The organism is Acinetobacter haemolyticus (genome assembly GCF_900406815.1).
Lineage (GTDB): Bacteria > Pseudomonadota > Gammaproteobacteria > Pseudomonadales > Moraxellaceae > Acinetobacter > Acinetobacter haemolyticus_A.
Genome location: NZ_OVCN01000003.1, coordinates 33,774 through 46,407 on the forward strand (window position 1 = coordinate 33,774; position 12,634 = coordinate 46,407).

A 12,634-nucleotide genomic window follows, 5' to 3' on the forward strand; every position below is an offset into this window, starting at 1 on the left:
ATTAATGCTCGTGAGCATGCAGCTCATGGTCATCAACACCTTCATCCATACTTTGTACAACCCCCTGACCATTTTTGATTTCAGCAGTATAGTTTCCTTTGTCTGTATAAATCTGAATAATCGTATATTGATCTTTTTGACTTTGGGTTATGGTGAAGAAATTTCGCTCGGGACTTCCTTGCTGAAATCGACCATGCCAACGCAAGATATCATCGTCAACCTTTTCAATTTCAACTATTTCGCCATTACGATTTAAGCCATATTCAAGCATTTGAAATTTAACAATATCTCCGACTTTTCTGGTCTCGATAATATTCTGGTTATAACGGACAGCCATTCCTTTGCCACTTTTTGACAAAGGTAATGCACTACTCACCTTCAAATCTTCATCCTGTATTTCATGGAATAAAACCGTTTCTTTTAAAGCTGTTTCCAACTCCGTTTTAGAAAGATTTAAGTTTTCTCTTGGGAAAACAGAAGGCGCTTGAACAGAAGTCTTTAAGTTTATTGAGGCATCATCTTGCGTAAATTCAGTAACTTGATCTGGCTTTAAAAAGAAAATCAAACCTGCAATCACGACGAACGTGACTGCAAGTAGAATAATAATTTTTGAATGTTTCATGCTCAAGAAATCACTTAATGGTATTGTGAAATTCGAACTGCCATAGCGTTAATCACGCTGACCGCATCTTTTTTACCCTCTTCACCCAAACGTACTCCATATTTAGGATTATACAAATACGGGCTAGAATAAAAATTCAGATTGTTACCCCCCATGGCAGTACTGCCTAATGGATGAGCAAAACCAGAACCAATATTGGTAGAATCATTATGGTATAACCCCAAATTGTGACCTACTTCGTGACGCATAGCTGCAACCGAACAGCCAGCAATGTCATTGGCACCAATCATATTGTAGTAACTTGCATTAATCCAAGCCCAACCACATCCCCCTGCACCAGGCTCATTCCCCTGATAATACACACCATCTGCTAAAACTCGTTTTCGTTCATTTTGCACAGTTGTATCCGCACGCCCCACATATATTGCATCTAATAATGTTGAAGCTGGCATCTTATAAGTGATGTATCCTGTTTGTCTTAAATAAAACTTAGCAGATGAGTTTTCAGCCGTGATATTGGTTAAATTCAATCCTTCAATCATACGAAGTTTTGCGGCACTTTCGCCAATAATTTCTGTAACTTCAGGACTGTTAACGAATAACATATCGATCGTATGGCTATCGATAGTCCAACCTTGACTGGTAAAAATGAAACGACGATTTTCGCCATTTTTAATCGTAGTCGATAAGCCATTCGTTGCCAAAACAAAGCTATCTGTATCCGCGGTTGACGATAAAATAACTTTATCTCCCACCCTTGCACTTGTAGGTAAATTGATCGTTTGTCTCCAATTATTATTGGAAATTCTGACTTTCAATGTTGGCTCAGTCATATTAGGTAAAACTGAAGCAATATTGTCATTTGCTTCTATCACTTTTTTTGGTGCAGACATTAATACCCAATGCCCTTTATCACTCACGAACATGAACTCGTATTGATCACCTCTTTTAAGCGTTAAAGTTGCGTCACTATTGATATTGGTATTATTAATTTTTGCAGACCAAGTCGCAGATGACTTAATCACAATACGATCACGATCATTTGCTGTAGTGGGCAAACTAAAGTTTGCGACCCAATTTGAATCTCCAAAATTTACTTCCGTTAAAGGGGTGGTCACTGTATTTAAACTTGTTCCAACATCTTTTACATTCAACTTTAATGGCTTGATAAACTCAGGTACCCATTTCTGCAATGTAGCATTGTATTTCAACCAATATTCACTGCCTTTATTAAGGTTAAAACTACTTGGAAACAGTAAATTATCTTTTGAAAGCTGTGATGGGTATGCCGCAGTAGACGTAATTTGTACTAAAGTACCATCATTGACATTTGATGGTAGGGCGATGGTTTTGGCCCACTTGCCATCAGCAAGTAAAATATGTTGTAACTTTGCACTAGTAAGTGTGATTTCTTCAAATGGCATACCATTGGTTGGGCTCACAGCACTCAATTGCGCCACCCATTTTTTTTGATTGCCATCATAAGTAAACTGAAACACATCACCACTTTGTATTTCGAGCACTTCGATCGGTAAATTTGTATTTGAGGTATCTAGATAACTCTTCCAACCTGCACTCGATTGAATCGTAATCTTATCTTGGTGGTTGGCAGTATTGGGCAAGTAAATATTTTTAACCCAATTCCCATTAGCCAAAACAAATTTTAAATCTGCATAACCACTTGGAATACTTCCACTATTGTTAAGTTGATTTGGTGATAATGTCGTTGACGCATATACAGCTGTTGTCACAAGCACTCCAGCTAAACAAATCGCTTTGAATCCAAATTTCATTTTTTTATTCCCTTTTTTAAATATATTTTTTGCATAATAAACATTATCAAAACCCAACATACCAATCAACAAAATTTTATTTTTTAATATTAAATATCAACAACTTGAATTTATCACAATTTTCTCAAAAACCATTAATTGAATCAAAAAATTACAGCATAAGCGCTAATGGACTTATAAATTTAAGCATAAAACTCACCACATCAGGTTTTAAAGGAAGATCGAGAACTAAAACTCAAAGATTATTAAAATTGATTAATAATTCTTAATTATATCGTTAATATCCAATCGAACTCATCTTGGAAAGCTCTTAAATATTACATAAAAAAAGATGGTTTAGAACCATCCTTTTCTGCCTTTTAAAACTTGATCTGCACATCTTAAAGCTTCTTGGCTTAGCCCCCACAAACGATAATCTCCCGTTGCAGAGGTAATATTAAAATTATGCGTATAAGCAAAACTAAGCTCTCGATCGGAGTCACACCATGCACCAGAACCATTGAATCCAACATGACCAAAACCGTGTGGCGCACGTTTTCCCATGGTTAGAACGCGGTGGAAACCCAAACGCCAATGCATTGGAATTGGCATGACTCGATCACGAGCTTTCGATTGCACGGTGCTTAATTGTTTGAAAACCTCTGGACGAATCAGCTGCTCGCCATTCCACTGACCTTTATTGGCAAGCATAGCGTATACTTTTGCCAAACTATCCGCCGTAAACACGCCATTTGCCGCTGGAATCACGGCTTGTAAACCTGCATCACTATAGAAACTAAAATTCCGCATACCTTTTGGAATCATCGCATCCTGAAAATCTTGTGGATTTTGCCCGGACCAAATTAGGAATCGCTCTGACATTGTTGCTTTACGAGGTTGATTCGCTTTCTTAGTTTTCGGCTTCACTGAAGTTGTATTTTTGGGCTTTTCCAATAAACGTGCTACTCGTCCCAACTCTGAGGCGGGTACACCGAAATATGCTCCATTCAGTTCAAGCGGTTGAACCAGATAACGTTGCATCAACCAATTTAAAGGCTGTTTAGTAGCTTTCTCAATCACACCACCAAGGATCCAACCATATGTTAATGGTTGATAAGCATAGCTCTGCCCTGCCGCAAATCGCGGTGTTGCCGCTGCTACAACGTTTAACATATATGACCAGTCCAGCATTTCTGTCGCTGTCTCAATGAGATTCCGAATATCGAATAAACCAGTTTGGTGAGACAATACATGACGTAAAGTAATATTTTCTTTGCCATTTTGAGCAAATTCGGGCCAATATTTTGCAATTGGCTGATCGTAATCAAGCAGCCCTTCACTCACTAAGATATGTGTGAGCGTTGCCAAGATTCCTTTGCCCGTTGAGTAACACATAGCCAATGTATCATTCTGCCATGCTTCATCTTGTGATTTCTTACCCGTAAAAATATCAACAACTTTTTGGCCTTGAAAATACACAACTAAAGCCGCGCCGCCTTGATGACTTCTTGCATCCTGGAATCGACTGAATTGAGTCGCTAAGTCTTTGAATCGTTCATCAACCGTGCCATGATAGTTTTGAGTATTGGCAACGAGAAATTCTTTAATCAATGTATACATCCTTATAATAATATTTTTTTAAGATCATCTCTCCTGCGAACAGAAGAGATGCACCTCAAAGAAAACTACATTTTAAATAGCTTTAACAGTACCAGCGACGTGTGGTTTTTTTGATTTCACATTACGAATTAAGAAATCATTTTGTTTCGCATCTGCTGTAGTCAAGAACTCAACAGTTGATGGCAAGAACATTGGCAATTTGAACCATACATCCGCTTCATAAGCATCAGGAAGTTGAACATTTGCTAAAGCTTTCGCCTTGCTCCACATCCCATGTGCAATCGCTTGTTTGAAGCCAAATGCTTTTGCTGTAATAGCATGGATATGGATCAAGTTGAAGTCACCAGAAATCATTGCATAACGACGCCCAGTATTTTCAGAAATATTCCATTCTGCTTGTGGTTGGTATGCTGGCTCATGCGTTTCTTTTGTTTTTTCAGCAGCTTTTTTCTCGACTTTTTGACGAGATAAATAAGTGGTTAAGCTTTCCATAACGACTTCACCACCAACTTTTGCAGTCGTGATAAAGTCAAATTGTAAACCTTTGTCATGCGGTTTAAGCTCACCAAATTTACAAGTTAATGTGATCTGCTCATTCACACCAATTTTGCGAGTTTGTTTGATTTGATTACGAATATGCACTAATCCTAAAAGCGCAAATGGAAACGCTTCACTGGTCATCATATGCATTTGTAAGCTTTGAGATAACACAGCTAAATAAATCGCTGGCACAAAACCATCATTTTTAAAACCGCAAATTTCGTTATAACTTTCTAAATGTTTCGTATCAATTTTCAACGTATCAACCACATATTCAACTTGAGGCAATACCTTTTCACCTTTTGGCTTTTTAAAGATTAAACCTTGAATAACTTTTGGAAAAGCCAAATAAGGTTTTGGTAATTCATTAAAATGACGCGTATTCATAATTAACCCTTTGATATTTTTTATAAAAAAGGGATGCACAAGCACCCCTCTTCAAAACCCTAATGCTTACGCACCTAATAAGCTTTGACCACATACACGCACAACGTTACCCGTCACGCCTGTTGAACCAGTAGAAGCATACCAAGCAATTGCTTCAGCAACATCTACAGGTTGACCACCTTGGTTCATTGAGTTCATGCGACGACCTGCTTCACGAATCGCAAAAGGAATCGCAGCCGTCATTTGAGTTTCGATGAAACCAGGTGCAACAGCGTTAATCGTAATACCATTTTTCAATGTAGGTGCAGTAAATTTCACTAAGCCAATTACACCAGCCTTAGATACAGCATAGTTTGTTTGACCCAAGTTACCAGCGATACCACTGATTGATGATACACAAACGATACGACCATTTGCATTTAAACCATCATTTGATAGTAAGTAATCATTAACACGCTCGATCGCAGACAAGTTAATGTTGATAACAAGATCCCAAAGCTCAGGCTTCATGTTTGCCAAAGTTTTGTCACGGGTAATACCCGCATTATGAACAATAACGTCTAAACCACCTTGTTTTGCAGCAGCAGTTTTGATTTTCTCACCAGCATCAGCAGCTGTGATATCGATAGCCAATACCGAACCACCGATTGAACCAGCAACACGCTCTAAATCAGCTTGTTGTTGTGGAACATCTAAACAAATTACATGCGCGCCGTCACGTGCCAATACATTTGCAATCGCTTCACCAATACCACGGCTTGCACCAGTCACTAATGCAGTCTTACCTGCAAGTGGCTTAGCCCAATCTAAATCTACAACGTCTGCTTTAGAAACACGAATAACTTGACCTGAAACATAAGCAGAACGCGGAGAAATTAAGAAACGTAAAGTAGATTCGAGGTTTGCTTCTGCGCCTTGGTCTACATAAACCACTTGAGCAGTAATACCTTTCTTAAATTCTTTACCTACTGATTTAATGAAACCTTCAAGCGCGCGCTGAGCAATTGCTTGTTTCACTGTTTTAGCAGTTTCAGGTGTTGTACCAATCACAATGACACGACCAGAGCTAGAAATCTGACGCGCAATCGGGTTAAAGAAGTTATACAACTCCTTTAATTGTTCTGAATCTTGGATACCAGAAGCATCGAATACAACTGCTTTAAACTTAGACTCTTTATCATCTGCATTTAAAGGACGAAGGTTTAAACCAACTTTTGCCGCTGTTTGTTGTAATTCAACATTATTACCAACATAGCTATCTGCATGAATATTGCTAAGAACTTGAGCAATAGAAGCAGAAATCGTGCTTGAAGGTGCTGCGCCAAGCAATACTGCACCATTCACAACAGGTTGAGCATTTTCAAAACGTTCTAACGTTACTGGCGATGGTAAACCTAAATTTTTTACAACAAATTTACCCAAAGGTGATTGTGTAAATGCTTGGTATTGATCGGTCATGATTATTATCTCTCATACAAATGAATTTTTTACAAACATAGGTATCATGCTAATCAAATTACATGAAAACAATGTTTGATTGACTCGTCATAAATCATACTTGACTTCATGTTCCGATGTCTTGACCTGAATGTGGTCTAAAGCGTCATTCTAGTCAATACAGCAGTATTTTAAATATGGTATTGTTATTACAAGAATATCGCAATTATGCTTGGAAAAGCCTTATGAGCAAAACAACTCAAGAAAATCCAGCAGTCGAGAATTCTGCTGAAGAAAATGTGTCAAATACATCAAAAGCAGCTTCTACTACACGTAAAACTGCTGGCACGACCTCTAAAGCAGCAAGCACGACACCTAAAACGACTCGTACTCGCGCTACTGTCCGTAGTTCGAAAAGCACTGCTTCTTCTGCCACTACAAAAGCAGCTACAGCTAAAACAACCAAACCTTCTGTTCAACAGGATAAAACCATGAGCCAAAACACTGTACGCCGTGTTGCCATTATCGGCGGTAACCGTATTCCTTTCGCTCGCTCTAACGGCGCATATTTCACAGCTTCAAACATTGACATGTTTACTGCTGCGTTAAACGGTTTGGTTGAACGTTTCAACCTACAAGGTCAACGCTTAGGTGAAGTTGTTGCTGGTGCGGTATTAAAACATAGCCGTGACTTTAACATGACTCGTGAGTGTGTTTTAAACACTCAACTTTCACCTGAAACACCAGCTTATGACATTCAACAAGCTTGTGGTACTGGTTTGCAAGCAGCATTTTTAGTTGCTAACAAAATTGCATTAGGTCAAATCGAAGTAGGTGTTGCTGGTGGTGTTGATACAACATCTGATGCTCCGATCGCTTTTGGTGATGGTTTGCGTAAAGCTTTACTTGAGCTGAACATCGCTAAAACTGGTAAAGATCGTTTAAAAGCTTTATCTAAAATTAATATTAAAGATCTTATGGATGCCCCTAAAAATGGTGAACCACGTACTGGTTTATCTATGGGTGATCACCAAGCGATTACTGCACTTGAGTGGGGTATTGCACGTGAAGATCAAGACGCTTTAGCTGCTTCTTCTCACCAAAAAATGGCGAAAGCATACGAAGAAGGTTTCTTCGATGACTTAATCACACCATTCTTAGGTTTAAACCGTGATAACAACTTACGTGCTGACTCTACAGCTGAGAAATTAGCAAAATTGAAACCCGTATTTGGTAAAGGCGAAGCTGCAACAATGACAGCGGGTAACTCTACTCCACTTACTGATGGTGCTTCATGCGTACTTTTAGCTTCTGAAGAATGGGCTAAAGCAAATGGTCACGAAGTTCTTGCTTACTTAACTTTCTCTGAAACAGCTGCAGTTGATTTCGTTGGTAAGAAAGAAGGCTTATTGATGGCGCCTGCTTATGCAGTTCCACGTATGCTTGAGCGTGCTGGTCTTAAACTTCAAGATTTCGACTACTATGAAATCCACGAAGCATTTGCTTCACAAGTTCTTTCTACTTTGAAAGCTTGGGAAGATGAGAAATTCTGTAAAGAGCGTTTAGGTTTAGATGCACCTTTAGGTTCTATTGATCGTAGCAAGTTAAACGTTAAAGGTTCTTCTTTAGCTGCTGGTCACCCATTCGCTGCTACTGGTGGTCGTATCATTGCAACTGCTGCGAAAATCTTAAATGAAAAAGGTTCAGGTCGTATCCTCGTTTCGATCTGTGCTGCTGGTGGACAAGGCGTAACAGCTATTATTGAAAAATAATTGCTAGATTTGCACAAAAAAGCTGAATCATTTGATTCAGCTTTTTTCTTTATACAACACAACTTCTCAGTTTATCTTGCTCTTTTAAACTTCACATAATAATCATTCAGAATTTTGATCGATTGTTTCAACTCTTTGAGATTTTGTTCTGTGTTCCCTAAGCGTTCAACGAAACGTTGCGAATGAATTTCTAAATCGATTTTTTCATTTATCTGTGGACTGATTTCAAACAACTTTGCCAAATCATTAAAATGATCTAATTTTCGATTTGAAAAATACTCCAGACGAAAACCCAGTTCATTCAGTTTTACACCCTTCAATATAGCGCCATGCTCCTTATCAAAGACTAAAGCATGCTCTTTCAAAAACAATTGTTCTGGTGTCTCTTTTGAACTTTTGAATAAACTAGATAATTGACTTAACATGAGTTGATCACATCACAATATTTACTAAAGTATTTAACCTACAAAACAATTATGAATGCAACAACCAAACGACACAAAAAAGCACCTTCTTAAAGGTGCTTTTTTCAAAGCTTGTTATCCGTACTGTTTCTTTAGATACTCAACAATTTTAGCTGATTCAAACATTTTCACACCTGTATTTGGATCAACTAAATATGGAACCTGAATATCACGCCCCATGATTTCTACAATCTTCTCACGCTTACCATTTGGTAATGGAATATATTTCCCTGGTTTTAAACGTAGAATGGCTGGTCCCATATCTTGCCAACGCTCTTTTGATACATTGTGTAAAATATAAGGTAACTCCAACTCAGTAAGAACTTCACGAACCAAACGTGTATAAGGACTCGCTTCAAAGCTCCATAATTCTAAGAGTTGTGTAGGCGCTGGGCGATTAATAATTTTCTTATTAATCCAAACACCACGAGCTGCATTTGCAACGGTAGCTAGAGTCGAAACATAAGGCAATTTCGGATAACGACTATATTTTTTTGGCGTTTGTCCCGTTTTTCCATAATGCTTAAATAAGTGATGAATAATATCTTGTGATTCATATAACTGATCACCAGTATTCTCATCAATTAAAAATGGGAACTGTATTTTTCCACCTTGCTGCTTTACGATTTGGCGATATTTTTCACCACCTTTCGGACAAGGGTAAATTTCAACATCCAAATTCAACAGTGTAAGAACTTCGCGTACACGTCTGCAAAATGGTGAACCTTCGAATTCGTAAAGTTTTAAAGGCTTTGTTGGCTGTTGAGGAAATGGTGTTCCTGATACACCCCGCCCACCTTCTATAAGTGTTGCAGCTACTGATTGTAAAACCTTAAATTGATGGCTCACCATTTTAAGCATACTGTTGTCCTTTTAGCAGTCGACTAACTTTTCTTTGGCAATCACAATTCCGTTATTATCTGCATAGATATAATCACCAGAATTGATTGTTACACCACCAAAATACAGTGTACTGTCAACCTCACCAATGCCCTTACGATTACTTTTTTGAGGAATTGCTGCCAATGCATGAACACCTAGATCAAGTTCTGCGAGTGCATCTACATCACGTACACACCCATAAATCACTACACCATTCCAATGATTCTTTACAGCAGACTCAGCAATCATGTCCCCCATCAATGCGCAACGCATAGATGCTCCACCATCTACCACAAGCACCTTGCCAGTACCCTCTGTTGCCAATAGCTCTTTCACTCGAGAGTTATCTTCAAAACATTTAACTGTGACAACTTCACCACCAAAACTTTTACGTGCACCATAACTTTTAAAGAATTTACCATCTAAAGAAGGAATAACCACTTGTAAGTCTTTTTCAGGATTATCATCTAACAAATCGCACGTTACAAAAGGTACAGTTGTCATTAAAGCTCTCCATTATTGGGTTTGTTGTATCGCTAAATTATCGTACAGTTTAAATGCAGCCGATTGTGTTTGTGCTGCAACCACCATAGTATGCGCCAATTGTTCGGCTGTGACAGGCTTAAATTTAAACGGCTTCGTCCATTTTTTTTCGATCAGTTTAAAAGCCGTCTGTGCCATATCTTCTAAAAAACGCACATCACTGCGTTTACCGATTAAAAGTGAAGGTTGAAATATAGAAAGCTTAAAAATTGATAAACTTTTTAAATAATCTTCCAACTCACCTTTGACTTTATTATAAAAAACAGGTGAATTTGCATTCGCTCCTAAAGCACTCACAATCAAAAAGTGAATATTTTTATCCTGAATTAAATCTGCAAAATGAGCATTAATCTCATAGTCAATCGCATAAAAAGCTTCTTTAGATCCTGCTTTTTTTATGGTACTTCCCAGACAACTAAACGCATGGGTATGTGCATTCACATCCTCATCATTCAACAATAAGAAATCATCGACCACCAGCTGATTAACTTTACTATAACTATCTAATGTATCTGATTTTTTTCTTACAACAACCGTTATAGTTTCGAAACTATCTGACTGCTGTAATTCGCTGACCAATGCCTGACCAACTAAGCCAGTTGCACCAATAATAATTGCTTTTTTATCTGCTTTGCTCATTTATAGTTCTTCCAATTGATCATTGAGATTAATGTAACGTTTTCTTGTAAGATTATCACCTGTTAAATGCACTTAAAAACATGACAAGACTTGACTTCGCGGCATAGTTTCCTCAAAATATGGCACTTGTTTACGGGCTGGTGAATGTTGCTAATATTGTATTGGTTTTAACTTCAGCCCGCCCAGACCAACTTATTTTCAAGGAGTGCACGAGTGGCAAACTCTGCTCAAGCTAAAAAACGTGCTCGTCAAAACGTTAAAGCACGTAAACACAACGCAAGCTTGCGTTCTATGGTTCGTACTTACATCAAACGTACAGTAAACGCGATCGCTGCTGGTGATTATGCTGTTGCTTCAGAAGCTTATAAAACAGCTGTTCCTGTAATCGACCGTATGGCTGATAAAGGCATCATCCACAAAAACAAAGCTGCTCGTCACAAGAGCCGCTTAAATGCTCAAATTAAAGCATTAGCTAACTAATTTGCTGCATATAAAAAGGTCCGAATTATCGGACTTTTTTATTGCTTCAATTTTAGTAAACGATGCTTGATTAGAAACCTAATTTGATATCTATTACCCTCTGACATAAGGTTTTAAGGCTGTACCTTCACTTTCTACAATTTTCATGAGCTTTTGACAAAAATTATAACTCTCTTCCAACAAACCTAAATCATGCGCACGTGCATTGCTTTGCGTAAATCTTTCTTTATATTCTTGATAGCGCTCGATTAAGTATTCTTCATCCAAACTTAATGCAAACATCATCAATTCAAAGCGAAAATCCATATCGATCATCAAACCTGTAGGCATATCCCCATAAGCCCAAGCCTGTAATGCCTCTAACCGTCCTTGCCCTAAATGGAAAAAAATAAAATTAATATAGGCATCTAAGTTTTTAAGAAAATCTTGAATATCCGAAACTGTATCCCAACGTCCTATCAAGGAAAAACATAGATCTGAGCGCCCTTTATCTTCTGAATAATGATAAATGTCCATAGATCTTAAACGGAAAATTAAACGTTCAGATAACTGTTCTTGCAAATACTGGGAAATAAAACGATCTGTAAAATCCATTGCAAAAGATAGCATCGGACTTACCGTTAGTTTTCTAAGTACCATTTTTAACTGATAAAAAACGCCAACTTGTTTTTGAGTTAACAGAAAACAGCGATAACCCGTATCCAAAGCTAATTCTGGTCGTCCTATATTGCCCCAATTCGAAATATAATCATGCGCAATATTAAAAACATCAAGGTTTAAATCTTTAGCATAGGTCTGCTGCTCAAACCACTGACACATCAATTGCTCAGCTGCTGCCATGTTATGTGGAATGTGAAAATCAGGCGTTTGCCAAGCACCCAATGGCTGTGTTTGTTCAAGTTTTAGACTTTGCAAATCTAATGGTTCTAATAAATAAGGTTGTAGCAGGTGCTCAACAGCATTATCGGGTGATTGCAACTCACCAATTGCCCAAATATTAAAATTAGGTTCATAAAACCCAACACCAGTCTCATGTACAGCTTCATAAAAAACACGATATATCGCATCTTTTTGAGTATCTTGCATTAATCCATCGATCTGCATAATCGCACATAAGTTTTTAGAAAACTGCTGTTTGACTTGATCTAACCATTGTTGAATTTGTACTGGAAAGAAATATTGATATTGAGGATCACTTATTTTATCTGCAATATAATCTAACCATGTCAGCAATGTTTTGCCATGACTCGGCGTATGGCAATACTGTTGATGTAATTCGAATGCCACTTGATAGGAATCATCTTCTGTAGGAACTTTACCTGTAAATATTTCAGGTTCCCACAAATAAATCGTGTTTGATGACATGTTTTTATCCAGTTATGTGTCTAATTTATCTTTTTTATGTTTATATAATGACGAATTTTTTGTTTTTTTAAAAATAATTTTTTAAGTTTCTAAACAGGATCTATTTATAGC

12 protein-coding genes are annotated in these 12,634 nt (G+C 37.7%); 2 read left to right on the forward strand and 10 right to left on the reverse strand.

The features are described 5' to 3' along the window. Position 1: 1 nt before the first annotated feature. The 5 genes from cpaB to DK207_RS02715 form a co-directional block, all read right to left on the reverse strand. Positions 2–622 (reverse strand): metalloprotease secretion chaperone CpaB, encoded by a 621-nt coding sequence (gene cpaB, locus DK207_RS02695; RefSeq protein ID WP_109439871.1) that lies wholly within the window; start codon positions 620–622, stop codon positions 2–4. A 14-nt stretch (positions 623–636) separates the two neighbouring features. Then, complete coding sequence (cpaA, locus tag DK207_RS02700; RefSeq protein WP_109439991.1) at positions 637–2,415, reverse strand: metalloendopeptidase CpaA; 1,779 nt, start codon at positions 2,413–2,415, stop codon at positions 637–639. Positions 2,416–2,751: 336 nt separating this feature from the next. After that, positions 2,752–4,005 (reverse strand): serine hydrolase domain-containing protein, encoded by a 1,254-nt coding sequence (locus DK207_RS02705; RefSeq protein ID WP_109439992.1) that lies wholly within the window; start codon positions 4,003–4,005, stop codon positions 2,752–2,754. Between the two features lie 81 nt (positions 4,006–4,086). Beyond that, complete coding sequence (locus DK207_RS02710; RefSeq protein ID WP_109439872.1) at positions 4,087–4,941, reverse strand: MaoC family dehydratase; 855 nt, start codon at positions 4,939–4,941, stop codon at positions 4,087–4,089. Between the two features lie 66 nt (positions 4,942–5,007). Next, positions 5,008–6,399 (reverse strand): 3-oxoacyl-ACP reductase, encoded by a 1,392-nt coding sequence (locus DK207_RS02715; RefSeq protein ID WP_109439873.1) that lies wholly within the window; start codon positions 6,397–6,399, stop codon positions 5,008–5,010. Between the two features lie 224 nt (positions 6,400–6,623). On the opposite strand from DK207_RS02715, the gene DK207_RS02720 reads away from it, so the two are divergent. Then, positions 6,624–8,150 (forward strand): acetyl-CoA C-acetyltransferase, encoded by a 1,527-nt coding sequence (locus DK207_RS02720; RefSeq protein ID WP_109439993.1) that lies wholly within the window; start codon positions 6,624–6,626, stop codon positions 8,148–8,150. A 71-nt stretch (positions 8,151–8,221) separates the two neighbouring features. Here DK207_RS02720 and DK207_RS02725 read toward each other — a convergent pair whose 3' ends face one another. The 4 genes from DK207_RS02725 to DK207_RS02740 form a co-directional block, all read right to left on the reverse strand. Then, positions 8,222–8,575, reverse strand: a complete 354-nt coding sequence (locus tag DK207_RS02725; protein WP_109439874.1) for a hypothetical protein — start codon at positions 8,573–8,575, stop codon at positions 8,222–8,224. Between the two features lie 114 nt (positions 8,576–8,689). After that, a complete protein-coding gene (locus DK207_RS02730; RefSeq protein WP_109439875.1) occupies positions 8,690–9,475 on the reverse strand; it encodes a glutathione S-transferase N-terminal domain-containing protein in 786 nt (261 codons plus the stop codon). A 12-nt stretch (positions 9,476–9,487) separates the two neighbouring features. Then, a complete protein-coding gene (rraA, locus tag DK207_RS02735; protein WP_109439876.1) occupies positions 9,488–10,000 on the reverse strand; it encodes a ribonuclease E activity regulator RraA in 513 nt (170 codons plus the stop codon). 12 nt (positions 10,001–10,012) lie between these two features. Beyond that, positions 10,013–10,678, reverse strand: coding sequence for an NAD(P)H-binding protein (locus tag DK207_RS02740; protein ID WP_109439877.1), 666 nt, complete (start codon positions 10,676–10,678; stop codon positions 10,013–10,015). Between the two features lie 213 nt (positions 10,679–10,891). Here DK207_RS02740 and rpsT point away from each other — a divergent pair, with 213 nt between their 5' ends. Then, complete coding sequence (gene rpsT / locus DK207_RS02745) at positions 10,892–11,158, forward strand: 30S ribosomal protein S20 (RefSeq protein ID WP_004639414.1); 267 nt, start codon at positions 10,892–10,894, stop codon at positions 11,156–11,158. A gap of 93 nt (positions 11,159–11,251) precedes the next feature. On the opposite strand, the gene DK207_RS02750 is transcribed toward rpsT, so the two are convergent. Continuing rightward, positions 11,252–12,523, reverse strand: a complete 1,272-nt coding sequence (locus DK207_RS02750) for a hypothetical protein (protein ID WP_109439878.1) — start codon at positions 12,521–12,523, stop codon at positions 11,252–11,254. Positions 12,524–12,634: the final 111 nt, after the last annotated feature.